The sequence below is a fragment of the Nocardioides sp. NPDC057767 genome, from assembly GCF_042798275.1.
Lineage (GTDB): Bacteria > Actinomycetota > Actinomycetes > Propionibacteriales > Nocardioidaceae > Nocardioides.
Map to the genome: position 1 here is coordinate 48,701 of NZ_JBHVKJ010000005.1, position 25,034 is coordinate 73,734.

The 25,034-nt window shown below is 67.8% G+C and carries 28 protein-coding genes; 26 read left to right on the top strand and 2 right to left on the bottom strand.

The annotated features are described in order from the left end of the window. Positions 1-68 precede the first annotated feature (68 nt). The 16 genes from ACFVDI_RS04390 (at position 69) to ACFVDI_RS04465 (ending at position 15,725) form a co-directional block, all read left to right on the top strand. Complete coding sequence (locus tag ACFVDI_RS04390) at positions 69-1,505, top strand: CpaF/VirB11 family protein (protein ID WP_350719523.1); 1,437 nt, start codon at positions 69-71, stop codon at positions 1,503-1,505. Further along, on the top strand, positions 1,502-2,374 hold the full coding sequence (locus tag ACFVDI_RS04395; RefSeq protein WP_350719525.1) for a type II secretion system F family protein: 873 nt from the start codon (positions 1,502-1,504) through the stop codon (positions 2,372-2,374). Before ACFVDI_RS04390 ends, ACFVDI_RS04395 begins: the two co-directional genes overlap by 4 nt. Next, positions 2,371-3,267 carry a type II secretion system F family protein gene (locus ACFVDI_RS04400; protein ID WP_350719526.1) on the top strand — a complete coding sequence of 299 codons (897 nt, stop codon included), beginning with the start codon at positions 2,371-2,373 and terminating at the stop codon, positions 3,265-3,267. The genes ACFVDI_RS04395 and ACFVDI_RS04400 overlap by 4 nt, the downstream gene beginning before the upstream one ends. A 45-nt stretch (positions 3,268-3,312) precedes the next feature. Continuing rightward, positions 3,313-3,522: a hypothetical protein gene (locus ACFVDI_RS04405; RefSeq protein WP_218861830.1), complete on the top strand. Its 210-nt coding sequence runs from the start codon at positions 3,313-3,315 to the stop codon at positions 3,520-3,522. Continuing rightward, complete coding sequence (locus ACFVDI_RS04410) at positions 3,500-3,904, top strand: TadE family protein (RefSeq protein WP_350719529.1); 405 nt, start codon at positions 3,500-3,502, stop codon at positions 3,902-3,904. The genes ACFVDI_RS04405 and ACFVDI_RS04410 overlap by 23 nt, the downstream gene beginning before the upstream one ends. Beyond that, positions 3,901-4,338 (top strand): TadE/TadG family type IV pilus assembly protein, encoded by a 438-nt coding sequence (locus ACFVDI_RS04415; RefSeq protein ID WP_350719531.1) that lies wholly within the window; start codon positions 3,901-3,903, stop codon positions 4,336-4,338. Before ACFVDI_RS04410 ends, ACFVDI_RS04415 begins: the two co-directional genes overlap by 4 nt. Beyond that, a complete protein-coding gene (locus tag ACFVDI_RS04420; RefSeq protein WP_350719532.1) occupies positions 4,335-4,757 on the top strand; it encodes a pilus assembly protein TadG-related protein in 423 nt (140 codons plus the stop codon). The genes ACFVDI_RS04415 and ACFVDI_RS04420 overlap by 4 nt, the downstream gene beginning before the upstream one ends. Next, positions 4,754-7,936, top strand: a complete 3,183-nt coding sequence (locus ACFVDI_RS04425; RefSeq protein ID WP_350719534.1) for a LysM peptidoglycan-binding domain-containing protein — start codon at positions 4,754-4,756, stop codon at positions 7,934-7,936. Before ACFVDI_RS04420 ends, ACFVDI_RS04425 begins: the two co-directional genes overlap by 4 nt. Positions 7,937-8,003: 67 nt before the next feature. Then, positions 8,004-8,303 carry a hypothetical protein gene (locus ACFVDI_RS04430; protein ID WP_350719536.1) on the top strand — a complete coding sequence of 100 codons (300 nt, stop codon included), beginning with the start codon at positions 8,004-8,006 and terminating at the stop codon, positions 8,301-8,303. A gap of 216 nt (positions 8,304-8,519) precedes the next feature. Next, positions 8,520-9,959 (top strand): helix-turn-helix transcriptional regulator, encoded by a 1,440-nt coding sequence (locus tag ACFVDI_RS04435; protein ID WP_350719538.1) that lies wholly within the window; start codon positions 8,520-8,522, stop codon positions 9,957-9,959. Positions 9,960-9,969: 10 nt separating this feature from the next. Beyond that, entirely contained in the window at positions 9,970-10,902 is a 933-nt protein-coding gene (locus ACFVDI_RS04440) for an aminoglycoside phosphotransferase family protein (RefSeq protein WP_350719540.1), read from the top strand. Between the two features lie 157 nt (positions 10,903-11,059). After that, positions 11,060-11,203: an albusnodin family lasso peptide gene (locus tag ACFVDI_RS04445; protein ID WP_378901090.1), complete on the top strand. Its 144-nt coding sequence runs from the start codon at positions 11,060-11,062 to the stop codon at positions 11,201-11,203. Positions 11,204-11,292: 89 nt separating this feature from the next. Next, positions 11,293-13,167 carry an albusnodin/ikarugamycin family macrolactam cyclase gene (locus ACFVDI_RS04450; protein WP_350719543.1) on the top strand — a complete coding sequence of 625 codons (1,875 nt, stop codon included), beginning with the start codon at positions 11,293-11,295 and terminating at the stop codon, positions 13,165-13,167. Then, complete coding sequence (locus tag ACFVDI_RS04455) at positions 13,164-13,907, top strand: lasso peptide biosynthesis B2 protein (RefSeq protein ID WP_350719545.1); 744 nt, start codon at positions 13,164-13,166, stop codon at positions 13,905-13,907. Before ACFVDI_RS04450 ends, ACFVDI_RS04455 begins: the two co-directional genes overlap by 4 nt. Continuing rightward, positions 13,894-14,484 carry a GNAT family protein gene (locus tag ACFVDI_RS04460; protein ID WP_350719547.1) on the top strand — a complete coding sequence of 197 codons (591 nt, stop codon included), beginning with the start codon at positions 13,894-13,896 and terminating at the stop codon, positions 14,482-14,484. The genes ACFVDI_RS04455 and ACFVDI_RS04460 overlap by 14 nt, the downstream gene beginning before the upstream one ends. Positions 14,485-14,807: 323 nt before the next feature. Further along, positions 14,808-15,725: a bifunctional DNA primase/polymerase gene (locus tag ACFVDI_RS04465; protein WP_350719548.1), complete on the top strand. Its 918-nt coding sequence runs from the start codon at positions 14,808-14,810 to the stop codon at positions 15,723-15,725. A 22-nt stretch (positions 15,726-15,747) separates the two neighbouring features. Here the strand turns inward: ACFVDI_RS04465 and ACFVDI_RS04470 are convergent, their stop codons facing one another. After that, positions 15,748-15,915 (bottom strand): hypothetical protein, encoded by a 168-nt coding sequence (locus ACFVDI_RS04470; protein WP_378901096.1) that lies wholly within the window; start codon positions 15,913-15,915, stop codon positions 15,748-15,750. A 147-nt stretch (positions 15,916-16,062) separates the two neighbouring features. Between ACFVDI_RS04470 and ACFVDI_RS04475 the strand changes: the two genes are divergently transcribed. The 7 genes from ACFVDI_RS04475 (at position 16,063) to ACFVDI_RS04505 (ending at position 21,190) form a co-directional block, all read left to right on the top strand. Continuing rightward, positions 16,063-17,022 carry a serine/arginine repetitive matrix protein 2 gene (locus ACFVDI_RS04475; protein WP_350719552.1) on the top strand — a complete coding sequence of 320 codons (960 nt, stop codon included), beginning with the start codon at positions 16,063-16,065 and terminating at the stop codon, positions 17,020-17,022. Then, positions 17,015-17,992, top strand: coding sequence for a ParB N-terminal domain-containing protein (locus ACFVDI_RS04480; protein WP_350719554.1), 978 nt, complete (start codon positions 17,015-17,017; stop codon positions 17,990-17,992). The genes ACFVDI_RS04475 and ACFVDI_RS04480 overlap by 8 nt, the downstream gene beginning before the upstream one ends. Positions 17,993-18,105: 113 nt before the next feature. After that, the gene (locus tag ACFVDI_RS04485) at positions 18,106-18,438 is read left to right on the top strand and encodes a hypothetical protein (protein ID WP_350719556.1); all 333 of its coding nucleotides are present in this window, start codon (positions 18,106-18,108) and stop codon (positions 18,436-18,438) included. Positions 18,439-18,477: 39 nt separating this feature from the next. After that, a complete protein-coding gene (locus tag ACFVDI_RS04490) occupies positions 18,478-18,912 on the top strand; it encodes a hypothetical protein (RefSeq protein WP_350719557.1) in 435 nt (144 codons plus the stop codon). 293 nt (positions 18,913-19,205) lie between these two features. After that, a complete protein-coding gene (locus tag ACFVDI_RS04495; RefSeq protein ID WP_350719559.1) occupies positions 19,206-19,631 on the top strand; it encodes a hypothetical protein in 426 nt (141 codons plus the stop codon). Positions 19,632-19,644: 13 nt separating this feature from the next. Beyond that, on the top strand, positions 19,645-20,802 hold the full coding sequence (locus tag ACFVDI_RS04500) for a M23 family metallopeptidase (RefSeq protein WP_350719561.1): 1,158 nt from the start codon (positions 19,645-19,647) through the stop codon (positions 20,800-20,802). Between the two features lie 100 nt (positions 20,803-20,902). After that, positions 20,903-21,190, top strand: coding sequence for a DUF6112 family protein (locus ACFVDI_RS04505; protein ID WP_350719562.1), 288 nt, complete (start codon positions 20,903-20,905; stop codon positions 21,188-21,190). A gap of 3 nt (positions 21,191-21,193) precedes the next feature. On the opposite strand, the gene ACFVDI_RS04510 is transcribed toward ACFVDI_RS04505, so the two are convergent. Beyond that, positions 21,194-21,766, bottom strand: coding sequence for a DUF6933 domain-containing protein (locus ACFVDI_RS04510; RefSeq protein ID WP_378901105.1), 573 nt, complete (start codon positions 21,764-21,766; stop codon positions 21,194-21,196). 152 nt (positions 21,767-21,918) lie between these two features. Between ACFVDI_RS04510 and ACFVDI_RS04515 the strand changes: the two genes are divergently transcribed. The 3 genes from ACFVDI_RS04515 to ACFVDI_RS04525 are packed head-to-tail and all read left to right on the top strand — an operon-like array spanning position 21,919 to position 24,985. Continuing rightward, a complete protein-coding gene (locus ACFVDI_RS04515) occupies positions 21,919-22,227 on the top strand; it encodes a DUF6112 family protein (protein ID WP_179657653.1) in 309 nt (102 codons plus the stop codon). A gap of 17 nt (positions 22,228-22,244) precedes the next feature. Further along, a complete protein-coding gene (locus tag ACFVDI_RS04520; protein WP_350719565.1) occupies positions 22,245-23,543 on the top strand; it encodes a conjugal transfer protein TrbL in 1,299 nt (432 codons plus the stop codon). Further along, on the top strand, positions 23,540-24,985 hold the full coding sequence (locus ACFVDI_RS04525) for an SCO6880 family protein (RefSeq protein ID WP_350719567.1): 1,446 nt from the start codon (positions 23,540-23,542) through the stop codon (positions 24,983-24,985). Before ACFVDI_RS04520 ends, ACFVDI_RS04525 begins: the two co-directional genes overlap by 4 nt. Positions 24,986-25,034 lie beyond the last annotated feature (49 nt).

The following is a 25,034-nucleotide window of genomic DNA, read 5'->3' on the forward strand; positions in this document are numbered from 1 at the left end:
GCCCGCGGACGAGCAACATCGAGCCGCCGGATCCGAGTCGGTTGCCGCTGTTCGCGCCGCAACGAACCATGCCAACATCAACGGCACAGCGGAACGGTCACCGGGTGGGGTCCGGGCCGCTCGCTTCCTCCGAGACTGGTATCGGTTCTGTCGAGGTTGACTGGTCGCTGGTCGCTGCGCTCCGCGCTCAGGCTTCGGAGCAGCTGAGCCAGGCGGTGGCCGCTGACGGCGTACGCCTGGACAAGGAGTCGCAGGAGGAGCTGGCCAAGGCGATCGTGCTGGACCTGATCGAGGCCGCGATGGCGGACGACATGGACGTCGGCGCGCCGACCTGGACCGCGGCGAAGCAACGCGCGGTCTTCAAGGCGGTGCTTGACTCGCTCTTTCGACTCGGCAGGCTGCAACCGTTGGTAGAGCGTGAGGATGTCGAGAACATCCTGATCACCGGGTGTGACGAGGTCTTCCTCGAGCTCGTCGACGGGACCCTCCTCGCCGGACCACCAGTGGCGGATTCGGATGAGGAGCTGATCGAGTTCCTCGTGTTCCTCTCCTCTCGAGGCGAAGGGTCCTCGCGGCCGTTCTCGCCGGCGCGACCGACGTTGCATCTGACCTTGGGTGAGTACGCCCGCCTCGCCGCCGTGGCCTGGCGGATGCCTCGACCCTCCATGGTTATCCGCCTGCACCGCATGGTCAATGTCACCCTCGATGACTTGGTGGACATGCAGATGCTCACCCCTGTCGCGGCCTCGTTCCTCCGCGCCGCCGTCAGAGCCCGGGAGTCGATCGTCGTCTCAGGGGTGCAGGGAGCTGGCAAGACAACCCTCGTCCGTGCGCTGTGCAACGAGATCCCGCCACGCGAGGTGCTCGGCACCTTCGAGACCGAGTACGAGCTGTACCTGCACAAGCTCAAGACCCAGCACCCGATCGTCTACCCGTGGGAGGCCCGACCGGGCTCGGGCGAGTACGGCCCCGACGGACGCCAGGCTGGTGAGTTCACCCTGGACGAGGCGCTGTATGACTCCTTCCGGTTCAACCTGTCGCGCCAGATCGTCGGCGAGGTCCGAGGCAAGGAGGTCTGGCCGATGATCAAAGCGATGGAGTCCGGCCCCGGCTCGATCTCGACCACTCACGCCTCCGATGGCGTCGCGGCCCTGCGCAAGCTGGTCACCTGCGCCATGGAGGCCGGGCCTCACGTCACTCACACGCTGGCCACCGCCAAGCTCGCCGCAACCCTGCGCCTGATCGTCCACCTGGAACTGCACACCACCCAGATTGCCGACGGCGAGTGGCAGCGCACCCGCCGAGTCGCAGAGATCGTCGCGGTCGAGCCCGGCGAGCATGAGCTCGGGTACGCCACGACCCCCGTCTTCACCACAGACTCCGCCACCGGGATGGCGACGCCTACGACCCTTCCGGACAGGTATCGTGCCCTCGCCGCGTATGGGTTCGACTATGCCGGGTACCTCGCGACGCAGACTCCCTACCGCCCGGACGGTGTCTCATGACGCCGCTCATCCCAGCGATCTCCGGAGCACTGATCGTCGCCGGGGTCATCGGGCTCATCGCCGGTTTTCGCCGCGTGCCGGTTGCCGAGCGGGTCCCGACCCGGTCGAGGTCGTTGAACCGGATTCGGTCCCTCTCCCGCCAGACTCGCCTGTTGCTCGCTGCCGGGTTCATGGCCGGCGTGCTCGGCTGGCTGGTGACCGGCTGGCTGCTGGCCCTCGTCATCGGTCCGGCGGCGGTCATCGGACTCCCCTACCTCTTGGCCACCTCGCCCGCCAAGGCACGCATCGCCCGCCTCGAAGCGCTCGAGGAGTGGTCCCGGTCCCTCTCGGGCGTGCTCACCGTCGGGGTCGGCCTGGAACAGGCACTCATCGCCACGCTGCGCTCCACCCCAGCACCGATCGCTGGCGAGGTCGGGCGCCTCGCAGCTCGCCTGCGTGCCCGGTGGCGTACTGAGGATGCGCTCCGGGCCTTCGCCGATGAGCTCGACGACGCCACCGGTGACCTGGTCGCGGCGAACCTCATCCTGGGCTCCCGTCGCCGTGGGGCTGGTCTCTCGGCCGTGCTCGACTCGCTGGCCGAGTCGGTCGCTGCCGACGTACGCGCTCGGCGTCAGGTCGAGGCCGACCGTGCCAAGCCGCGCGCGACCGCGCGGTGGGTGACGATCATCAGTGCCACCGTGCTGCTGGTCCTGGCGCTCTCCGGCGGCTACGTCGAGCCGTACTCCACCCCGCTCGGCCAAATCATCCTGACCATCCTGCTCGCTGCCTACGCCGCGCTGCTGGTGTGGATGCGCCGGATGGCTGAGGGCAAGGCACCGCCCCGAATCCTCGGCAACCGCCGCGAGCTCACGAAAGCTGAGCTGTCATGACCGGTCTGCAGATCATGATGGCCTCCGGCGCGCTGATCGGGCTCGGCATCGTGCTGCTGCTGGCCCGCGTACTGCCGGCGCATCCCGATCCGGTCGACGCGCTTGACCGGCTCGCTGCCAAGGCGGCACCGACCAGGGCGGTTGCGGCTCCGGCGAACCGGACGGAGCGGCTCGGCACCTGGGCGATCCGCGCTCTCCCGCCGGCGATCTGGGTGCGTACGCCAACGCGCGAGCTCGCGCTCCTACGGATCTCGCTGGCTCGGTTCTACGGCGAGAAGATCATCTTCGCGGCACTCGGGCTGGTCATCGCGCCCCTGTTCGCGGTCTTCCTCTCACTCATCGGCCTCGGGCTCCCTGTCGCACTCCCGGCCATCGGTTCGATTGCTCTTGCCGTGGTGATGTTCTTCATCCCGAACTACAACGCGATCGACGATGCCCGTGCAGCCCGGCTGGAGTTCACCCGGGCGCTGGGGGCCTATACCGAGCTGGTCGCGCTCGAGCGCAACAACGGTTCCGGTGTACGCCAGGCCATGGAGGCCGCTGCCGAGATCGGCGACTCGTGGGTATTCACCCGGCTGACCGAGGAGCTCACCCGCTCACGCTGGTCCGGCCTACCACCCTGGGAAGCGCTCCATGCATTGTCGGAGGAGCTCGGCCTTCCCGAGCTCGATGACTTCGCTGACATCATGCGCCTCTCCGGTGAAGAGGGCGCGGCGGTCTACTCGACCCTGCGCGCCCGCTCAGCTGCGATGCGCACCGCCATGCTCAACGACGAGATCACCGAGGCCAACGCCGTCGGTGAACGCATGTCCATCCCCGGCTCACTGCTCGGGGTGGTCTTCATGGGGCTGCTCCTGGCTCCATCACTGCTCCGGATGGTCATGCCCACCTGAGACGTACGAAAGGGCTCGCCGACACACGAAACGAGATATCTCCTCATGCACCGACTCATCACCTTCATCCTCGGACTCATCCTGATCGGCCAGCACCACCTGGACGTGGCCATCGAGGGTCGCCGGCGGCGCGACGAGCGCGGCTCGGTGACGATCGAGAACGTTCTGTGGGCCGTCGCCGTGATCGCGATCGTCGCCATCGTCGTCGCCGCGATCAGGACCTTCGTCACCAATGAGTCCAACAAGATCAGATAGGCACCGCCGGGCTCGCGACGAACGAGGCGCCGCCTCGATCGAGCTCGTCATTCTGCTACCCGCCCTGTTCGCGGTCATGTTCCTCGGAATGCAGGCCGCGCTCTACTACCACGCCCGCACGATCGCGGTTGCCGCTGCACAAGAGGGTGCCCGAGCGGCCGGCGCAGAGGGCGCGACCTCAACCGACGGCAGGCGATCGGCGCGCGCCTATCTCACCGACGTCGGTGGAGACGCACTGAGGTCGAGCCGCGTCAGCGTCACCCGGACCGGGACGACAGCCACGGCGACAGTCACCGGGCGGAGCCTGAGCGTATTGCCCGGGTGGCAGCCTCGAGTTCGGCAGTCAGCGAGCGTGACCGTCGAAAGGCTCACTGCGCCATGACCTCGAGACGACGAGATGAGCGTGGATCCTCCGCGATCGAGGCAGCCATCGGCGTACCTGCCTTCGGTCTCTTCGTCGGCCTGATCATCTTCGGTGGACGTATGGCCGTCGCGCACGAGTCGGTGCAGTCGGCCGCAGCAGAGGCCGCGCGTGCGGCTTCGATCGCCCGGTCCTCCTCCGACGCGACGCGAACCGCGACCGACGCGGCACGGGCGAGCCTCAAGAGCCAAGGGATCAACTGTCGTAGGGTCGCGGTTCGAATCGACACCCGGGCATTCCAGACAGCCGTCGGGGAGCCGGGGGCGGTGGCCGCCACCGTCACCTGTCGCCTGGATCTGACCGACCTGTCCGCGCCCGTGCCAGGGAGTCGCACGATTCGGGCCACGATGTCCTCGCCAGTTGACACCTGGCGGGAGCGAGGTGATTCACGATGAATCACTTCCGCGATGAGCGCGGTTCGGTCACAGCCTGGATGGCGACCGGAGCCTTCGTCATGGCCACTCTTGTCGGGCTGGCCGTCGACCTCGGTGGGCAGGTTCACGCCCAGCAGCGAGCCCACGATGTCGCCGCCCAGGCAGCGCGCGCCGGCGCCCAGGAAGTGCAGGCGGCCCCCGCCGTGCAGGGCCGGTACGCCCGGATCGACACCAGTGCCGCGCGCCAGGCAGCCCAGGCGTATCTCTCCGCCGCCGGCATCTGGGGCACGGTCTCGATCAGTAACGGCGACCGGATCGTCGTCGAGTGCCGCGACACCTACCGCACCAAGTTCCTCGGGATCGTCGGGATCACCAGGGTCACGGTCCATGGCGAAGCGACCGGCCACCTCGTACGCAGCCTCGGAGGTAACCAGCGATGATCACCAGGCTCCGCGGACTCGCCGCCACCCTCGCCCTTGCGCTCTTCGTCATAGGCGGTCCAATCTTCCTTGTCTATGCCCGGTCGCTGCCTGACTTCAGCGCCTTCACCTGGGACCGGCTCCAGGACCGCGACGATGGCACCGTGGCGCTCGCGGTCATTTACGTCGTGTGCTGGGTCTGCTGGGCGCTGTTCACCATCTCGGTATTCGTGTCCGTTGTATCGATGCTGCGAGGGATCCGGGTCCCTTGCCTGCCGGGTCTCAGCCTTCCTCAGGGTGCAGCGAACCATCTCGTCGCCTCCGCCGCGCTTCTGTTCATCAGCGCACCCGCAGTGACGCAGACCATGACCGCGCCCCCGGCGGACGCGTACGTCCCTCAGGACGTGCCGGTCCAACTCGTCAGCGATCCCTCAGGCGACCACGAACCACGCAACCGGACTGCCGCCGAGCATCCCACAGAGCACAACCCACAGGCGACATCCTCCGGCGAGACTGTGGCCTACACCGTCAAGCGCGGCGACAGCCTGTGGCGGATCGCGGAGAAGCACCTGGGCAGCGGTGAGCGGTTCAAGGAGATCGCAGCCCTGAACACGTACGTCCTCTCGAAGAATCCCGACTACCTCGAAGCAGGTCTCGTCCTTCGTCTTCCCGCTCCCGCGAAACCGGCCGAGAACACCGACGCCGGCGACGACACTTACGTCGTTGAGCCGGGTGACACTCTCTCGGAGATCGCCGAGGAGGAGTTGGGGGATGCCGAGAGATACCCCCAGATCTTCAACGCCTCCACCAACACAGTTCAGCCCGACGGCGCTCGGTTGACCGATCCTGATCTGATCCACCCAGGCTGGACACTGAAGCTCCCCACGACAACGAAACCCCAGGTCAGGAAGGGGGGATCTCCCACAACACCGCCTCCGGTCTCGCCCACCCCGTCGGCATCCCCCACCCCTGAGACATCACCACAGACGTCACCTTCGACATCCCCCTCACCCGTACCGGCAACGCAAGCACCCGACGACGCGAGTGACGACGCCTCCCACACTCCCGCCTGGGTGCTCCCCGGGCTCACCGGTGCCGGCGCGGTCCTCGCCGGCCTGGTCTTCCTCGCGCTGCGCTCCTACCGACGCACCGCGCTCCGCTTCCGCCGCCCGGGCCACATCCTCTCCGCTCCTCCAGAGATCACCGACGTGGCCAAGACCGCTCAGTTCGCCGGCAGCGTCACCGGCCCGAACATCCTTGGCCTCAACCACCTTCTCGAAACGCTCGAGGAGACGGCGGACTCGATGCCAGCGCTGACCTGGGTCGCCCTCGGAAAACGCACCGCGACCCTGCACCTAACGGAGAGCGCGCACCTTCCAGACCCCTGGACCGGCGACGGAACGATCTGGACGGCCCCGCTGCCAGAGAACCCACCCGATCCCGAGTACGCCTGCCCATACCCCCTCCTCGTCGGGATCGGCTCCAACGACAGCGGCGACCACGTCCTGCTCAATCTCGAGGAACTCCCCTACATCACCGTCACCGGCGACCCTGCCAGGAAGGCAGCGTTCGCGAGATATGTGACCGCCGAGCTCGCCTTCAACCCCTGGTCGATCGTCGCCACCGTCGACACCTTCGGTGAGGCCTCTCAGGTCACCTTCTGGTTCGACGACCTGTCAGGAAATGACCAGGGCCGGGCCAGCCACCACGCGGCCCAAGACGACCGCTTCGTGTCCGAACTTGCCCAAGCACTCGACCCCAAGTTCGCTCAGTCAGAGATCGACACCTACCACGCCGTCATCGCGAGCAGCGACCACGCCGACCTGGCCCAACAGGCGGCCGAGATCATCGCGGCGTACCCCTCCAGATCCGGCGCTGCAGTCCTTCTCTTCGCAGACACCGCCCCACCAGGGAGCACCCCTATCGACCTCACCCACGACGGACGCCTCCACCTGCCGGCCCTGGACCTCGACCTGATCGCGGCCGGGCTCACCGAATCCGAAGCGGCGGCCTGTGCCACCCTCTTAGCTCTCGACCCGGTCCCCGACAACACCACGGTGCCCATCTCCAGGAGCGCGAACGACCAGAAGACCACCACCGACGAAGCCGGCGCACTCGTCCCCGATCAGACCGAAGCGCGCCCCGTCGACCAACCAGCTGGACCCGATTCACTCCTGCCGAAGGAAACCAAGCAGTACGTCGCGGCCGCGGCCACCACGACGGTCGACATCGACCAGCTGGCTCCCGTCACGACACACCCACGTCCAGACCTCCCGGCGGATGCCGAGGCCGCCGATCTGAACGCGCCTACGGACCCTGATGCTGCCGCATCCGAAGAGGACGGTGTCGGAGGCACCGCCGACGACGATGCGACCCTCAACAACACGGTCGACAGCTGGTATGACGACGACTGCCCCTACCCCCGCCTCACCCTCCTCGGCCCGCTGGCCGCCCGAACCCACGGCGACCACAAAGCAGTGGCCCGGCGACGCCCGTTCTACCTCGAGCTCCTGACGTACCTCGTCCTCCACCCGCAGGGTGTCACCGGCGCCCAGATGGCCGAAGACTTCGGCCTCAAGATCCAGCGCCTGCGCACCGACATCGCAGAGGTACGCAAGTGGCTCGGCACCAACCCAGACACCGGCGAACTCCACCTGCCCAAAGCCGACACGACCGACGCCACCGGCTCCCGCGGCTCGTCCCTCTACCGGGTCGATGGCGTCCTCACCGACTGGGATCTCTTCAAACGACTCCGCGCCCGCGGTCAACGCCGCGGTGCCGACGGCATCGAAGACCTCATCGCCGCCCTCGACCTCGTCACGGGCGAACCCTTCACCCACCTACGCCCCGCCGGATGGGCCTGGCTCAACGACCTACGCACCAACGACATCGCCCAATGCGCCATCGTCGACACCGCCCACATCGTCACCGCCCACGCCTTGGAGAAGCACGACACCAACCTCGCCCTCGTCACCGTCGAGATCGCCACCAAGGCGTCCCCCTACGACGAGATCTGCCGTCTCGACCTCGCCCGCGTCAAAGACGCCACCGGCGACACCATTGGCGCCGAGGAGATCGTGCGTCGAGAGGTCTTCAACCGCACCGATGATCACCAAGGCCCGATCGAAGATTCTGCCAGAACGAGAGCAGTCGCTACCGAGGCCGGCTGGATCCGCAGGGACGGCCAGCCAGGTTCTTGACGCGAAAGGAGTTCAAGCCGAACGCCCGTCGAACATTCGTTCGACTTGGTGATCTACACTCGTTGCCATGGCGATCCCACCCAAGAACGACAGATGGCCGCCATACCGCCCCGATCAGCAGCGCCTCGTCTTCGTACGGCAGCAGGGAAGACTCCGCCCCCGCCTGGGCCTCGTCATCACCTGGCCGATCGCCGGCACCGGAAACCGCTTCCTCGTCGCCTACTGGGACGACGGACCGAACGCCGGCGTCCGGATGGCCTGGCTCAAACGACAGCAACTCTCTCCGATCAAAGTGGACCCCAACTGGCTCGACGGCCCAGCACCCTGGAAGACCGACAGGGACGTCCTGCGCTACCGAAGCAGATGACCCGCTAACTGGCCGCGCCATGTCGTCTGGAGACCCCAGCCGCAAGGATCGTTCACGGAGAGGCCATCCGGCCGGGGACGTCATGACGTCAAGCAGCAAGAGGCCATCGAGACACGTAGACGATGCGGACAGAAAGCTTGTCCGCATCCGCTGACCCTTACAGACTCCGTCATGTCGTGTTTTAAGTATGCTCTTGAGGTCTCGGAAGGGGGCGGCGTGGGGCAGACACCGAAGGAGCTGAACCCGTTCGAGTCCGCGCGTGCGTTCTTCGGGGCAGAGCTGCGGCATTGGCGGACGCAGCGGGGGCTGTCGCAGGCTGCACTCGGTCGGGTGACCCATGACAGCGCTGCCCTCATTGGCCGGTTCGAGAAGGCGGAGCGCTGGCCGAGCCGCGCCGCAGTCCTTCGGCTGGACGAGGCGTTGGAGACGTCCGGGGCCCTGGTGCGGATCTGGGACAGAGCCGATCAGGAGGCCCAGCGGCCGCACGACGGCGGGAGGACAGCTCAGGTCGACACCGGCCTGGGGCTGGAGTGGCACACCGACCTGTCGACGACGGCTAGCACCGTGGCCGCACTCTGGGCTGGGGACGCCGCCTTGGAGTCGATTCCTCTGCAATGGCTGCCGTCGGCCGACGACGGAGCACTGCTGCGCTGGCACCTGGAGCAGGCACGACCGGCACCGACCCTGCGGCCTTCGGGCGGGCCAGCTAGATCTGATCGCCCCGGAGGACGCCGACGCCTCAGCCTGCTCGACGTGGAGGCCGTCGCTGCCATGGGGAGCGCGTTCTCGAAGGCCGACCACCAGCTCGGCGGCGGCTACGCGAGGTCGACGCTCGGCCATTACCTGCGCACCACGGCGCGCCCGCTGCTCTCGGCGGAGTGTGACGGGAAGGTCCACCGCCAGCTGCTCACCACGACCGCGAGACTCTGCGACCTCGCGGGCTTCATGTCGTTCGACTCCGGCCATCAGGGCCTGGCCCAGCGCTACTTCGTCCAGGCTCTCCGCCTGGCGCGGGCGGTCGACGATGAGGCCCTCGGTGCACACATCCTTGGCGACATGACCATGCAGGCGCTCCATCTGGACGCCCGCGCACAGGCGGTCGCACTGGGCGAGGCCGCTGCCGAAGCCGGCCGCCGGTCGGGTTCGCACATCGTCGCGGCGCGGGCCAGCGCTGTGGCCTCGAGAGCATTCGCCCGCTCATCTGACCCCGTCGCCGCGGACAGAGCGATGAACGACGCCGAGCGCTTCCTCCAAGCCGGTGCGAGCGACCGAGACCCGGACTGGATCGGGTTCTTCAACACCGACCAGCTCTCCACCGAGTTCCTCTACTCCTCCTCCGACCTCGGGAGGACCGCGCGAGTGGAGCAATACGCGGCGACCTTGCTCACCACGGCGTCCTCGTCGGCGATGCAGCGACGCCAGGTCCTGGTCACAGCGACCATCGCCGCGGCGTTCCTCCCGTCTCCCCAACGCGACGGCCACGCCGATCCGGTGCGCGCCCTGGAGGCCCTGCGCCGGGTCCTGCCGTTCATCGCCGGAGTGTCCAGCGCCCGCGCGCTGGCGGCCGTGAACGCCGTCCGAGGGCAGCTCGCCGGTCACCTCGACCCGGACCTGCTCAGAGGGTTCGAGTCCGACCTTCATGACGTGATGCTGTAGAGAGGAACCCGTGGTCGACCTCACCGACGCCGAGCTGCGCGACGCCCTGTGCGAAGCATCGGAGCGCGCCTCGCTCTCCGCCGAGGGGGCACGGATCATCCACCACTACTCGAACGCGGTGTTCCTTCTCCCCGCCGAGGAAGCCGTGGCGAGGATGACCCCTGAATCCCGTTCCGTCGCGCAGATCGAGACCACCCAGCACGTCGTCCGACGGCTGTGCGACGACCACGGCTTCGGCGCGACCTCGCCGATCGCGGGCACCGCTCCCACCGTGGTCCGGCCTCGCCAGGGTGCACCCGGCCTGACGGTGAGTTTCTGGCACTACTACCCGCAACCGGAGTCCGCCGAAGCCTTCGACTCGGCCCATCTCGGCTCGCTCCTGCGGGATCTGCACGCCCTGCCCGAGCCGCCGCTGGCGCTCCCCCGGTGGCGGCCGCTCACCTCGCTGCGCAACGTCTTGACCTCAGAAGGCCCTTACGAAGGCCTCAGCAGCGCGGAGCGTGAATGGCTGCTCGAGGAGGTCGAGTCCGTGACCGAACGGGTCGACAGGTACGACTGGCCGCTGGGGACGGGGTTGATCCACGCCGACGCGTGGGCGGGGAATCTGCTCTGGGACGTCACCGCGAGCACTGGGCCGCGGGCGATCCTCGGCGACTGGGACGGGGTCAGCATCGGTCCGCGAGAGATGGACCTGATCCCGACCTGGCACGCGGCGACCCGCTATGGCAGGGACAAGGCCTGGATCGAGCGGTTCGTCGACGCCTACGGCTACGACCTGAGCGAGGAGCCCGGCCTGGACCTGCTGATGCGGATGCGCGACCTGGTCCAGCTCTCCGGGCCACTGCGGCGTGCCAACCGGTCTGCTGCGCACCACGCGGCGCTCCGCGAACGGTTCGACGCCATCCGCGCCGGCGACACCGCCATGACCTGGACAGGGCTCTGAGGCAAGCGCGCTTCCCTCCTCGCATCGATGCGGACAGGAACGCTGTCCGCATCGAACCCCTTCCGCCGACTGCCTGATGACGGGCCCAATGGAACTGCCCCGGCCGAACCGCTGCGGCAAAGGAACCGTCTACATCAACCAGTCGAAGGAGACCGACATGTTCGAGAACGACCGCACCCAGCCCGTCGAACGGCGCACAGACAGCGATCACGTGAAGGTGATCGAGCTCGGCGACGCTGCTGAGCTCACCCTGGGCAGCGGCGGATCGGGCAGCGAGGACAAGCGCCGCCAGTACAACTGACGCCTGCCATGCACCGGGGAGGGCCTGCCCTGCGGGCCCTCCCTGCCCGGTCCGCGACTCTTCACGAAACGAGGTTGAGCATGTTCTGGATGGCCGGCTACATTGGCAACCACTCACGGCCCCGCTCCCCGCTCGGCGCACGCCCGATCGCCGCGAAGGGGACATCGATCGTCTGGGCAGTGGACGAGCACGGGACCCACGCGTCAGCAGCGCAGCAGTACCGCCTGGTCCGCGACCGCGCACACGACCTGATCCTCATCGGGACGACTTCGGTCGCCGACGCCGAACTCACCGCGGTCGCGGCCAGTTCGGTCCCCGACAATGTGACCTGGCGATGGCCCGGTGCCTACGCGGTCGTAGAGCAGACCGAGTCGCACCTCTCGGTCTGGTCGGACCTGGCGACCGCCGTCCCGATCTACACCTGCCTCGCCGACGAGGGCGTCTACTGGTCGACCACCGCCCGGGGCCTCGCAGGTCTCGCTAGTGACGGCGAGCACCGTCTCGACCTCGAGCGGGTCGCGGGCGAACTCCATGCGCCCGGCACGCCGAGGCTCTTCGGGGAACGCACGTACTTCGATGGCGTACGCCTCGTCCTTCCCGGGCACCGCTACATGTTCGGCCGCAGCGGCACGGCCTGGCGCAGCCGCATGTGGGTGCCAGGAGAACGGCACGGCTCGGAACCGAGCGGCCCGGCCGGTCTCCGGGCCGAGCTCACTGCAGCGGTCAGATCGCGGGTCGAGAACGCGATCGCTCCGAGCGCGGACCTATCCGGCGGGCTCGACTCGACCGCGCTGACGCTCCTAGCGGCCAGAGCCCTGGCCCACAGCGGGCGCAGGATCTCGGCCTACACGGTCCACGAGCCGTCAGCCAACGCAACCGGAGAACCGACCGGGGACCTTGCGCACGCGCTGCGAGCTGGGCAGCACCCGGGGATCGAGCACCATCTCCTTGCCCTCGACGGCGCTCATCTCCCGTACGGCCGTCTTGACGGTCTGCCGGCGACCGACGAGCCCGCGCCGTCGGCCAGGGCCTACGCCAGGTTCGCGTTCCAGCTCAACGCTATGCGCGAGCGCACAGCCACGGACTGCCACATGACCGGCGACGGCGGCGACACGGTGCTCATGACGTCAGTCGCGTGGATCGCGGACGCGATCACCCACCGACGCTTCGCCGTCGCTGCAGCCGAGGCACGCAGGCTCGCGAGGCTGCGGCGCACGGCCCCGGCAGAGGTGCTCCGCGCGGCAACGGACCTCCTCCGCCATACCCCGGAACAGGGCCTGGCGGCAGCCGCCGCCTGGTGGCACTCAGGGCACGCGACCAAGACCCAGCGCTCCGCGGCCGCTGCATGGCTGACGCTCGCGGCACCGCCGCCGTGGGCGACTGGGCAAGCCAGGCTCCACGCAGCGGCCCTGGCGAACGTCGCCCCCGCCCTGCCGCACGCCCGCGGTGCGCTCACAGCGCACGCGATCGTCCACGACACGGCGGAGGTCGGCAGGACGGCCCTCTCCGACGCCCAACTGGCAGCGCACCATGGCGTGCCGTTGCACAATCCTTTCGTCGACTCTCGCGTTCTGGCCGCCGTGCTGAGCATGCCGGTCGCCGCGATGCCGCGCCCGAGCGAGTACAAGCCGCAGATCCGGGAAGCACTGGCCGACGTCTACCCGCCCGAGCTGGCTGCCAGGACCACCAAGGGAAGCTTCACATCCGACTACTTCGCCGGGCTGCGGACCAACCTGTCTCCTCTGCTTGACCTCGCCGACGGACGACTGAGCGAACTGGGACTCGTCGACGTGGACGCTCTGCGTGCCTCGCTCCGGGCCGGCGCGGCCGGGGCCACAGGAGCAGCCGTCTGCCTGCCCCAGCTCGACACCGCGCTCGGCCTGGAGAGCTGGCTGCGCGCGCTGGAACGGACCGCGGTCGTCAGGTGGGAACGTCAAGCAATCCCGGCCGGGGCGATCTCATGACAGCCACGACCATCCCGCCGGACGGTCCTGATCTGTACGCCTGCCGCTTCGCGGACACCGCCCTGGTGGTCGACTACCGCACCGGTCAGGTCAGTCTGCTCACCATCGGACGCGAGGGGGAGGCGGGTGCCGGATCACCTGCCGTTGACCGTCCCCTCACCGATCGAATCCGCGACCGGCTCGGACTGAGCAGCCGTGTAGCCCGTTCTGTGCGCGTGGTAACCGGCAAGACTTCCGCCCTGTCGTTCGGCGCAGATGAAAGCGAAGCCGGCCTGGCAGAGAACAAGAACGTCAACCCGACGCCCGTGGAAGTCATCGCCTCGGCAGTTGCCCTCGCGGCAGTACTCCTCCTGAAGGCATCCGGACCCCGAGAGCGCAGGATGCGCCGGCTGACCGTCCTTCTCGGCGGCGTCGCTCTTCTCCGTCTCCAGATGGCGACCGTCGCCGAAGCCGAGCGGGGTGTTCTCCTCATCAGACGGATGGGACGCTGGATTCCTGGGCGTGTCGCGTGCCTGGAGGAGTCTGTCGCGGCCACAGTGGCACTTGCGCTGCTCGGCAGGTCGGTCACGTGGTGCCATGGCGTCGCTTCCGATCCCGTCAGACTCCACGCCTGGGTCCAGACACGAGATGGCGACACTGGCATCCCCGTAGCCGAACCGACGTCCACCGGCCGCTACACGATCCTCCGCACGATCCCCGAAGACCCCGACCACGAAGGAGCGCACTATGACCAACACTGACCTGTGGCTGACTCACGACGGCGTCGGGCTCGGACCGCTCCGCGCCGACCTGCTCGAGACCTATTGGAAGTGGGAGTCGAGCCTGCGCGTCATGGCCGGCTACGGCCGCCTCAACTCCGAAACTCTCTCCGAGAGGTCCGCTGGGCTGGAGTCGCAGCTGCGTCACTCCGATTCCCAGGCTCGATTCACCATCTATCAAGAGGAAGACGGCGGCGAGTGGCAGCCCGCAGGCAGCTCATCTCTGGCCCTGGACCACCGCTACGGCACAGCCGAGTTCTTCATCTACCTCGGCGATGAGGCCGTCCGCGGCCGCGGCATCGGCACCACCGCCACCATGATGACGCTCGACTGGGCCTTCCACGTCGCCCAACTCCGATCGGTTTACCTCTCAGTGATCGCGGAGAACACAGCCGGAGTGCGGGCCTACGAGAAGGCTGGTTTCAAGGTGATCGGCACCCGACGCCAGTCCTCATGGTGGCTCGGAAGACCCGCCGACGAGATCCTCATGGACGCCCTTCCAGAGGACTACACGGGTCCGAGGTTGGTCGAGGCTGCGGTGATGGGTGACCGCCGGTGATAGTAGTTCCCACGGTCTAGCGCCACTCCGCGATGACTCCCGAACGAGTCCTCAAACGCCGCACTACTGAACCCCTTCTTCCCGCGCTGCCGACAGGATCACAGATCAACTGTCAGCTATCCCGGCAGCAGTTCCGGTCACCGGTGCCATGAGACATCAGAGTTCACAAAGACTCTCCGGCAGTTGCGGCAATCCTCCGCCGCGACCTCCGCCGCGACTTCTTGGGGGATGTCATCTGAACTGCGGAAACGCTGAGATACCCCCATCATTCCCCCGGCCTAGGGGTATGAGTCGGGTGATGGGGGATGTCCATCGTGGAGGGCATGAACATCCCATCCATACCCGCCGCAGCACGGATCGCCGAGGCGATCCGGGAAGCGCAGTCCCAGCAACTGCGTGACGCAGCGTTGATTCTGGCTGATGCCGGCGTACCGGTCTTCCCGTGCTCCCCGTGCGGCAAGCAGCCGCTGACCCGCAGCGGGTTCCATGCCGCCACCACCGACCCTCGCCAGGTCGGGCGTTGGTGGCTGCGCTCCCCCGCCGCGAACATCGGGATGCCGACCGGCACCGCCTCCGGCGTCGTCGTGGTCGACGTCGATGTTCACGCCACCGGCAACGGGTTCAGCGCCTTCGCGCGGAGCGAGCGTGCCGGGATCACCTCTCAGTGGTCGTTCCTGGTCCGTACGCCCTCGGGTGGCATTCACGCCTACTTCACCCCCGCTGGCGAAGACCAGCGCAACTGGCAGGCCAACGGGACCCACGTCGACTTCCGCGGCGAGGGAGGATACGTCGTCATACCGCCCTCACAGGTCCGTGGCCCGGGCGACAACACACGGTCGTACGAACTGATCGCGATTGCCCAGCATGGCGACAAGCCGCTCGACGCCGACCGACTCCGAGACTTCCTCGTCCCACCACGTCAGGTGCGTGAACCGGTTGGGATGCCCGCTCGCGGGGCGCGCCCTGACCGGCTGGTCGCGTGGATGGCCAACCGCCCCGAGGGCACCAGGAACAGCAGCCTGTTCTGGGCAGCGTGCCGGATGGTTGAAGACGGGCAGCGCTACGACGCCACGCTCTCGGTCCTCGGCGATGCCGCCCGGTCGGCGGGGCTGGGTGAGCACGAGGTGGAGTCGACGATCCGGTCGGCCTACCGGATCGCGTCCCGACTCGGTCCGGGGAGCCGCTTGGGCCCTACCCAGGCCCGCACGGCGACAGCGAGCAGTGAGGCGGTGGCGCTGTGAACAGCGGAGTCTTCTACCGGCGTCACGCGATGCCGCCACGCCAGAAGCCGGTCGACATTCCCCCGGCCGAGGTCTCCAAACTCGCCATCCACGGCGACCCCTCCCAGCAGACAAGCGAGCCCGCACCCGAGCGCGACCAGAACGCGGTGCGGTGGGTGCGGCCCAGCGAGTTGCCCACGATGGTCGCCAACCGCTATGTACGCCGCCTCGTGGGCGCGAACGAGGCTGCTGTGCGGCAGGCGCGTCAGCTACCGCGGCGTGCGATAGCGCGTGTGCGCATCGCGAGAACGCAATCCGCCAGCAACACTGCGCCAGACCGACTGGGAGGGATCGGGCAATGAGCTTCGTCGACTCCGAGGGACTGCGGTCCCTGCTCTTCCGGCTCTACGGCGCCGGCCCCGACGCCTGGCGCGACGATCCCGAGGTCGCTGAACTGATGGCGTACACAATGGAGAAGTACGGTGCGCTAGCCCGCCGCCACGGTTTCGAGCCCGCAGACGCGGCTGCTGCGGCGTACGAGGTCCTTCGGACCCGTCCCGTCCGGAAGGCCGAGGATCCGTGGGCGGTGGTCACCCACGCGGTTCAGATCACGATGATCGCCGAAGACCGCGCCGCCGGACTGCTCTGTTCGGAGGCTCGCGTACGGAAAGCTGACCTGGCTGGGTTCCACGATGCCCAGCGTCTCAGCGACCGCGAGCATTCCTTGGCCGACTACCACCTGGCCTTCCAGGTCCCGCCCGCCCACGATCTCGCCATCCTTCTCGCTGATGCCGAGCGGGCGAAAAAGGAACAGGAGAAGGAGAACGCAGCCAAGGCTCGCCGAGATCACGAGGCCCACGAGGGCGGCGGGGAACCTGACGACGACACCGTCGGAAACGACGATGGGCCGGTCGAGGACGGGTCCGAGAAGGAAGCGCCGAACGCGTTCTTCGCGCTCGACCAGATCGTCGAGATCCTCGTCGAGTTCGGCTGGCCGGAGCAGACTGCACGTGCTGCGATGGAGTACATCGGATCGCGGCTGATGATGTCGGGCACCAGGCAGGCGGCGTACGAACGCCTGCGCCGCGAACGCCAGCCATGGCTCCGGTTCGACCTCGACCTGGAAGTCTGGGGGACGCTCCTGCGGGCGGTTCTGGGCTCACCGGACCCCGACCGTGCCAAGACCCTCACCGGCAAGGGCATGTGGTGGAGGTTCTGCAAGGGCCACGAGACCGAGCAGGTCCTCGCCGACACATCCCTGCGCCGGGCACTGGTGACCTCAGCGCGCTACGTCCGCCGGCGGAGATCTCATGTCTGATCTCGGCCACTTCGAGCTCGAGCGGACCCTTGACTCGATCGCCATCGGCGTACGCCACCGCAAGGACCTCGGCGACTTGGCGACCCTGAAGGAGTCCATCGAGAGCCTCGGCCTGCTCCAGCCCATCACCGTCACTCCCGACGGCACACTCCTGTGCGGACGCCGACGGCTGGAGGCGGTCAAGGAACTCGGCTGGCGGACCGTGCGCGTCTGGGTACGCTCCGGGATCTCCGACGAACTCAAGGGGCTGATGGCGCTCCAAGACGAGAACCTGCTCCACAAGCCGTTCTCCCCCACCGAGGCTGAGACGCTCTACCGGGAACTCAAGAAGGTGCTCGCCGAGGACGCCGCGCGACGTCAGGAGGCGACGCGTTTCGGCGCCGACCCCACTGCCGGCATCGGGGTGGAAGACGGTGCTGATGAATCATCAGCACCGTCAGGGGCTGGTTACACCCGCAATCAGGCGGCCACGCTCGTCACCGGAGCCAACTCCCACCAGCGTCTCGAACGCATCGGCCGGATCAAGGACGTCGCTGACGACCCCACTCGACCGGCGCATGTACGCCAAGTCGCTAGCGAAGCTCTCGACCAGATCGACCACGGCGCACCGGTCTCTTCGACGTACGAGCGAGTCATGGACCTCGCCCGCCAAGCCGACGCCGACCCTTCCCTCCCCGACCTCGACGCCCTCGCCGAAGAAGCACTCAAGCGGATCTCCGCGCCTCGTACGCGACGTACGAACCCGTCCGGCACCCCGCGCAAGTCAGAGTGGTCAACGCGATCCTTCGTCCTGATGTGGACCGACCTGGACGGCTGGTGGACCCACTATGACGCCGCTGAGATCGGCGCCGACCTCAACGACGGCGACTGGGAGCTCCTCGAGCGGATGTACGGCGAGCTCGACGCATTCGTCGAAGCCGCTCGCCGGGCTCGCGAATCCAAGGTGCCAGCGGGCACGGCTGCGTCCTAGAATTCGGAGCATGTTGCTGTGCAGACCACGTGACGCCGGGTTCATACCCAGGCGGCGGTGACCTACCTGCAATCCCGCGGGATGGACGCCGTCGCAGGAATCCGGAGCGTCACGTGTCCCGTACCGACAAGACCCAGCCTTTCCGCGTCCGTCTGTGGGATGGCACTCTCACCCGCGTCGCTGTTCACGACCACAGCGACGGCGCCTGTGATCTTCCTGCGACCTATCTCGACGACCTCGCCCAGTACGCCACCGATGGAGGTCGCTTCTCTCGCGGCTCCTGCTACTGGGCCATGCGCTTCACCGGCACCATGGCGTGCTGTTGCGGAATGTGCCACGACGCCGCTGGCCTTCGCGCCGAGCGCCGCGCCGATCGTCACCGCACCCGCCGTGAGCTCGCCGACCTCGTGAAGGAGGCGAACGCCGGCTCGCACGATCTGGACTAACGAGGCGATGGAGCCGGCGCCTGCGGGCACCTTGCCCCCATGAACACTCCCACGAACGAACGTGCCTCAGGCACCGCCGGGGCCCTTCACCTTCAGGTCCGCTACGTCGGCGATAGCCCCGAGGAGGGCGGTGGATTCCGCCGCAGTTACCGCTACCAGATCGACGACACCGACTCCCCCGACGGCCCCGTCGTCGGCACGGACCTGTACTCCGGAGTCGGCGCTCCCATCGACGCCCGGGCCGCGTTGGCCACCCTCGTTGCGTTCGTCTCCGCTGCTGGTGAGGCTTACGGCCACACGATGCGTGGCGGACAGTCTGAGAACCATCATCTGCTCCGCCGAGGTATCGCTGAGGCGGCGTACATGAACTCTGATGAGCTCCAGGTCCTCGCGATGGACCTGGAACAACTCTCCACGCGATCCGCTCAGGCCAACACGCGGTCGACACCTCGGCCGGACACGCCGACCCTGTAAACCTCGGGGGTCACGGCGCACCTCTCCTGCAACCCACTCATTCAGGAGAAGTGATGCGAACCCGGACCTACGCCGCCCGACATCGGCGACTCCCCCTTGCAGCTGTCCTTGTCGGCGGCCTCAGCGCCGTGCTCTTCATTTTCAGCGGCATTCTGATCGCGACCACCGACGACGCACACGCCCCGAACCAGCGCCCGAGCCAGGCCCCGGAACCGCTGACATCTCCGCCCTCGGATGAACCATCAAGCGCAGGTCACGATGAGGCTCGGGCTTTCGCGATCGAAGCGGCACAAATGGTCTTCGACTGGGACACGACCACCTCCTCGAACACCGACGGCTACTTCGCACGTCTCGTCGCAATCGCCGACCCAGGCGGAGTCGAGTCCGACGGGCTGGTGGCTGACCTGACCACCTACCTGCCGAACCCGGAGGCGTGGCGCGAACTGCGGGCGTACGAGACCCGTCAGTGGCTCGAGGTCACCTCCGCCATGGTGCCCTCCACCTGGGAGGCAACCGCTCGCGAAGGCGAGGCGTACGGGCTCGAGCGTGGCACGACCGCGTACACGATCACGGGGATCCGCCACCGCGCCGGCACCTGGAACGGCGAACCGGTCACCAGCCGCCACCGGGTTAGCTTCACCGTCTTCATCCTCTGCGTGCCGCGCGAACCATCCTGTTACCTGCTCCGGCTCTCCCGGCTCGACCACCCGCTGCCGTAGAAGGACCGACGAGATGCGGAAGGTGCTCATCGGGGTTGTCGTCTTCATGGTCCTGATCGCTCCGGCTGCCCAGGCAAGTGCCCTTGCGGTCGCCGTGACTTTCGCTGCCAAGCCCACCTCGAGCTGCGGCCTCGGGGAGACTGGACCTGTCCCCAACAGCCTCACCGCCACAGCGGCAGACGGGGTGAAGATCCGTCTGGACCGGACCCAGCTCACCCACGCCGCGACCATCGTGAAGGTCGGTGGACGTACGCCCGGCGTCGGACGGGATGGCGTGCTCGTCGCATTGATGGCCGCGCTGACCGAGTCCAGCCTCCGGATGCTCGCCAACGCCAGCGCCTGGCCGCAGTCCGCGAGGTTCCCCAACGACGGCAACGGTGGCGACCACGACTCGCTCGGCCTTTTTCAGATGCGACCCCTTGCCGGGTGGGGAACCGTGGCCGAGCTCATGAACTCCAACTACCAAGCACGCGCCTTCTTCGGCGGCCAAGACGGGCCGAACCACGGCTCACCCCGCGGCCTGCGCGACATCCCCGGCTGGCGCAGCCTCCCCAAAGGCGCCGCGGCGCAAGCCGTGGAGGTCTCAGCCTTCCCGGACCGCTACGCCCGCTTCGAACCGGTCGCTGAGCAGATCCTCGACGCACTGACCGTCCGCACGGACCGCGCCACCAGCTCCCCCGACGTCCCCGAGACCGGCCGAGTCGTGTTCCCGCTCCCCGCCCGATCCTGGACCGCAACCAGCCCGTTCGGGATGCGAACCGACCCGGTCACCGGCACCCACACCCTGCACACCGGCTCCGACTACGCCGCAACCAACGGCACTCCCATCCTCGCCGCCGCCGATGGCATCGTGGTCTTCGCAGGCGACGTGACCTCAGGCTACGGCCACCTCATCCTCATCAAGCACACCGTCAACTCCGCCACGGTCCACTCCGGATACGCCCACATGTACGCCGCCGGCATCCATGTCCGCAAAGGACAGCGTGTGACCGCCGGTCAGCACATCGCCGACGTCGGCACCGACGGCAAGTCCACCGGCCCACACCTCCACTTCGAGATCCGGCCCGGAGGCGCGTACGCCTCTCCCGTCGACGCCAACAACTGGCTCACCGAACACGGCGCGGCCAGCCGCTCAAAATCCACGTCCGAGGAACTTTCTGAAAGTTGCTGACAACCCCTGGGGGTATGATGCATCATTCTCTTGCCCCGCTGGTGACCCGAGACGCCAGCGGGGTTTCTCCTTCCCGGGCACAGTCGCCCACCTGCTGGCCATGAGCCCCACTCTCACCCGTGGACAGGTCCACCCAGACCTCGGCGCGATCTCCGGGACTGGGGATCTGCGCGACATCGTGGGAGCACTTCTCACCTACGGTTTACTGCTCTCGGTCGCGATGCTGATCATCAGCGCAATCACGTGGGCTATCGCATCTGGGGCGGGAAGCTGGCATGGCGCCTCGCGGGCGAAGGTGGGTGTGCTCGTGGCTCTCGGTGGCGCGGTCCTCACAGGGGGCGCGCTCGCCTGGGCGAACTGGCTTCTCGGGATCGGAGCTCGGCTGTGAGCATCAGCGCTGAGCCGCGACAAACGCCGCCAGCTCAGCCTCGGGACGTACGTGCTTCTTGAAGAGCGGTCCGCACGGAACGCGGGCCAACTCCTTCGACAGTTGAGGCAGGTCGGGGACACCATCGCGACGATGGTCGGCGAGGAAGATGAAGTCGTTCATTGACCCGACCACGCCGCGATCAGCGGTCGGACCGACTCGTACCTCTTTCATCTGCTCGATCTCGGCATCGATGATCTCCGGTGGCACGCTCTGGTCGATCAGAGCCTCAGCGATCACCTCCGCGATGCGGCCCGGCAGGCCTTTGGCAGGAGCAAGCGGGGTCAGGACCGGGAGCAGCGTGCGCGCGTTGACCAGGATCGCGGTCTGGGGACGCCACGGCAGAAAATTCGCGTACCAGTCACCGAGCAATGTCGTCGACGTCTCCCCGTCCACTGGCGGCAGACCGCCGATGCGATCGCGCAGCTTCTTGGTCGCACGCAGAACGAGCATGGAGCAATCATCTCCGATCGTCGTCTGAGTCCAGACGCGACGCCACGATCCCCTACCGCTGACATACGACCCAGCCGTCGTCACTACCGGGCGGGGGGCTCCAGTAGGAGACCGCCCGGACCGCACGACGTAGTGACAGCACGCCCGGAAGTGGCTTCACCGGCGATTCGTGAGCATCACGGGAAAGCCAACCCACCTGCTGGGCATCCAGCCCCTTCTCACTCGTGGAGCTACCCGTGAGCATTCACCCGCCGACCTATAAGGGTCCTGCGGCTCAGATCGACATCAGTCCGAACTCCAGCGGCCTGCCCGGCATCGCCGAGCTACGCGAGATCGTCGGCGCGACGATGACGATCGGCCTGATCCTCGCCGTCCTCGCCCTGATCATCTCCGCAGTTGTGTGGGCCCTGGGATCGAACACTTCCAACCCTCACCTGGCCGGCCGCGGCAAGCTCGGGGTCCTGATCGCCCTCGGCGCCGCGATTGTCTGCGGCGCCTCGGTCAGCCTGGTCAACTTCTTCTGGAACGTCGGCCAGGCCGTCTGAAAGACGAGGAGCGAGCGATGGGTCTGTGCGACGTACCCGGCGTCAACGAGGTCTGCAACCAAGCCTCCGAGGCCACCACCAGCGCCATTAAAGGCTCCTTCACCTGGCTCGCGACAGCGATGGGTGAACTGGCCAAGGCGGTGTTCGAGATGACCTGGAAGGTGCTCGACGACACGACGTATGTCGAGGTGACCTCCAGTGGCTACACACGCGTCTACAACCTGATCTTCGGCATCGCGCTCTTGATCATGATCGGGTTCTTCCTGCTCCAGGTCATGGCCGCGATGATCCGCCGCGAACCGGCCGGCCTGAGTCGAGCCGCGCTCGGCCTGGGCAAGTCGATCCTCGGCTCCTTCCTCGCCCTCGCCCTGGTCGGCACGGCACTGGAAGTCACCGACCGGCTCTGCATCGGCATCGTCCACGCCGCCGGCACGAACATGAGCGAGCTCGGCGACCGGATCGCCGTCCTGGTCGCGGTCGGCACCGTCGCCGGCGTCGCCAACCCCGGCGCCGCAAGCCTGGCGAGCGTGTTCCTCACCAGCCTCGCCGTCGGAGCGACCTTCTTCATCTGGATCAGCCTGCTCGTACGCAAAGCCCTCCTGCTCGTCGCGATCGTCTTCGCCCCCGTCGCCCTCGCCGGCTCCTCGTGGGATCACGCCCGCGCGTGGGCCGGACGATGGGCTTCGTTCGTGATCGCACTGATCCTGTCCAAGCTCGTCGTCGTGGTCATCTTCCTCATCGCCAGCACCCAGGTCTCTGCACCGATCGATGCCGATCTGAAGTCGCTGAGCGAACCCCTCTCCGGCATCGTGCTCCTGCTCGTGGCCGGGTTCGCGCCGTACATCGCCTATAAGGCGATCAGCTTCATCGGCTTCGACATGTACCACGCCATGTCCGCCGAACAAGAAGCCAAGAACGCCCTCAACCGCCCCGTCCCCCTTTCCGCCCGCTCGCCCGGGATCCAGCCTCGCAAGGTCCTCGATGAAGGTGGCGGAGGAGAATCGGCCGGTACGCCGCCAGCAACCCACTCGCCGAAGCCAGGCTCGAGTTCGACCGTCGTGGAGGGGCCAACCACGGAGATAGCCCCCATGACGCCCGAAGCGGCGGCGCCGGAGACATCCACAGCCGTCGCGGGTCCAGCCGCTGCCGCCGTGGCGGGCGCCGAACTCGTGAAGTCGTCAGCAACCGCCGGACAGCGGACTGGCCAGACCATCGGCGGTGCCACAGAGGAACAGGCGGCCGCCGGTGACGGCGCTCCACCACCTCGCGTGCCCATGCCCCACACCGCCGACCCAACCCCGGGTGACCAGCGATGACCACCGACCTCGCACCGGTCAAGTTCTCCCGCCTGTCCCGCCGCGGCGTACTCCTCGGCCTCTCCCCCAGTCAACTTGCCACAGTCGGCATCGCGGCGGTCACGCTGGTCATCACCCTCTACGCTGGCGGCACCTCCGCCCGCGCCATCGCAGTCCCGGTCATCGGCGCCTGCACGGCCCTCTCGTTCCTGAAGGTCGGCGGACGACCCGTGGTTGCGTGGCTACCGATCGGTACCGTGTGGCTCCGGCGCTCGATGACCGGGCAGCTCGACTACCGCCGCGACGTCACCCGCCCGCGTCAGGCCGGAACCCTCGCCCTCCCCGGCGACGCCGCCCGCCTCCAGCAGTGGGAGGACGCCGAGACCGGCGCCGTCATGGTCCACGACCCTCACGCCGCCACTCTCACCGCGATCGTCGCGGTCACCCACCCGGCCTTCGTGCTCCTCGACCCCGCGGAACAACAGCGCCGCGTCACCGGCTGGGGCCGCGTACTCGCCACCGCCTGCCGCTCCGGACGCCTTGCCGCCGTCCAGGTCACCGAACGTACGCTGCCCGACTCCGGCAAGAGCCTCACCGAATGGTGGGAGACCCACGGCACCGACGACGACACCTGGGCCGCCCGCACCTACGCCGAACTCATCGACCGAGCCGGTCCCGCCTCCGAACGCCACGCCACCACCATCTCCATCGCCCTCGACATGCGCGCCGCCTCCCGAGTAATCCGAGCCGCCGGCGGTGGCCGCAAAGGCGCCGCCGCTGTGCTCCGCCAAGAGATGAGCACCCTCACCGCGGCGCTGCGCTCGGCCGAGCTAACCCCTGAGGGCTGGCTTACCCCTGCCGACCTCGCCGTCGTCCTCCGCTCCGCCTACGACCCTGACGCCGCACCCGCTCTCGAGCGCCACCCCGACCTCGGCCGCGACCTCACCCAAGCCGGCCCGATCGCAGTCTCCGAAAGTTGGGGATCGCTGCGCTCCGACTCCGCCCACCACGCCGTCCTCTGGGTCAGCGAGTGGCCACGCTCCCAGGTCTACCCCGGCTTCCTCGCACCCCTCCTACTCACCTCGGGCATACGCCGCGCCCTCACCCTCTATTACCAACCGCTCCGCACCGACACCGCCGCCCGCGACATCCGGAGAAAGAAGACCGAATACGTCTCCGACGCCACCCAACGCGCAAAACTCGGCCAGATCGAAGACGCTCAGCAAAGCGCCGAATACCGCGATGTCCTCCAGCAAGAAGCCGAACTCACCGCCGGCCACGGCATCCTCCGCACCACCGGCCTCATCACCGTCACCGCCCCCGAAGAGCACGAACTCGAGAAGGCCATTGCCACCATCGAGCAAGCTGCGATCCAGGCCTCCTGCGAACCCCGTCGGCTCTGGGGTCAGCAAGCCCAGAGCTTCGCCGCCTCCCTACCACTCGGCCGTCGGCTCGGATCGTGATCATTCTGGCGGGAGCGCGTGTTCAACGATCCAACATAGGCGCCAGTTC

Excerpts from the sequence above, each read along its gene's own strand:
- ACFVDI_RS04495 (WP_350719559.1), top strand. The coding sequence starts at position 19,206 with ATGGTCTTCGACTGGGACACGACCACCTCCTCGAACACCGACGGCTAC.
- ACFVDI_RS04505 (WP_350719562.1), top strand. The coding sequence starts at position 20,903 with ATGAGCCCCACTCTCACCCGTGGACAGGTCCACCCAGACCTCGGCGCG.
- ACFVDI_RS04420 (WP_350719532.1), top strand. The coding sequence starts at position 4,335 with ATGAATCACTTCCGCGATGAGCGCGGTTCGGTCACAGCCTGGATGGCG.
- ACFVDI_RS04445 (WP_378901090.1), top strand. The coding sequence starts at position 11,060 with ATGTTCGAGAACGACCGCACCCAGCCCGTCGAACGGCGCACAGACAGC.
- ACFVDI_RS04525 (WP_350719567.1), top strand. The coding sequence starts at position 23,540 with ATGACCACCGACCTCGCACCGGTCAAGTTCTCCCGCCTGTCCCGCCGC.
- ACFVDI_RS04405 (WP_218861830.1), top strand. The coding sequence starts at position 3,313 with ATGCACCGACTCATCACCTTCATCCTCGGACTCATCCTGATCGGCCAG.
- ACFVDI_RS04410 (WP_350719529.1), top strand. The coding sequence starts at position 3,500 with ATGAGTCCAACAAGATCAGATAGGCACCGCCGGGCTCGCGACGAACGA.
- ACFVDI_RS04475 (WP_350719552.1), top strand. The coding sequence starts at position 16,063 with ATGAGCTTCGTCGACTCCGAGGGACTGCGGTCCCTGCTCTTCCGGCTC.
- ACFVDI_RS04460 (WP_350719547.1), top strand. The coding sequence starts at position 13,894 with ATGACCAACACTGACCTGTGGCTGACTCACGACGGCGTCGGGCTCGGA.
- ACFVDI_RS04390 (WP_350719523.1), top strand. The coding sequence starts at position 69 with ATGCCAACATCAACGGCACAGCGGAACGGTCACCGGGTGGGGTCCGGG.
- ACFVDI_RS04500 (WP_350719561.1), top strand. The coding sequence starts at position 19,645 with ATGCGGAAGGTGCTCATCGGGGTTGTCGTCTTCATGGTCCTGATCGCT.
- ACFVDI_RS04450 (WP_350719543.1), top strand. The coding sequence starts at position 11,293 with ATGGCCGGCTACATTGGCAACCACTCACGGCCCCGCTCCCCGCTCGGC.
- ACFVDI_RS04400 (WP_350719526.1), top strand. The coding sequence starts at position 2,371 with ATGACCGGTCTGCAGATCATGATGGCCTCCGGCGCGCTGATCGGGCTC.
- ACFVDI_RS04395 (WP_350719525.1), top strand. The coding sequence starts at position 1,502 with ATGACGCCGCTCATCCCAGCGATCTCCGGAGCACTGATCGTCGCCGGG.
- ACFVDI_RS04425 (WP_350719534.1), top strand. The coding sequence starts at position 4,754 with ATGATCACCAGGCTCCGCGGACTCGCCGCCACCCTCGCCCTTGCGCTC.
- ACFVDI_RS04415 (WP_350719531.1), top strand. The coding sequence starts at position 3,901 with ATGACCTCGAGACGACGAGATGAGCGTGGATCCTCCGCGATCGAGGCA.
- ACFVDI_RS04490 (WP_350719557.1), top strand. The coding sequence starts at position 18,478 with ATGAACACTCCCACGAACGAACGTGCCTCAGGCACCGCCGGGGCCCTT.
- ACFVDI_RS04465 (WP_350719548.1), top strand. The coding sequence starts at position 14,808 with ATGAACATCCCATCCATACCCGCCGCAGCACGGATCGCCGAGGCGATC.
- ACFVDI_RS04480 (WP_350719554.1), top strand. The coding sequence starts at position 17,015 with ATGTCTGATCTCGGCCACTTCGAGCTCGAGCGGACCCTTGACTCGATC.
- ACFVDI_RS04430 (WP_350719536.1), top strand. The coding sequence starts at position 8,004 with ATGGCGATCCCACCCAAGAACGACAGATGGCCGCCATACCGCCCCGAT.
- ACFVDI_RS04520 (WP_350719565.1), top strand. The coding sequence starts at position 22,245 with ATGGGTCTGTGCGACGTACCCGGCGTCAACGAGGTCTGCAACCAAGCC.
- ACFVDI_RS04455 (WP_350719545.1), top strand. The coding sequence starts at position 13,164 with ATGACAGCCACGACCATCCCGCCGGACGGTCCTGATCTGTACGCCTGC.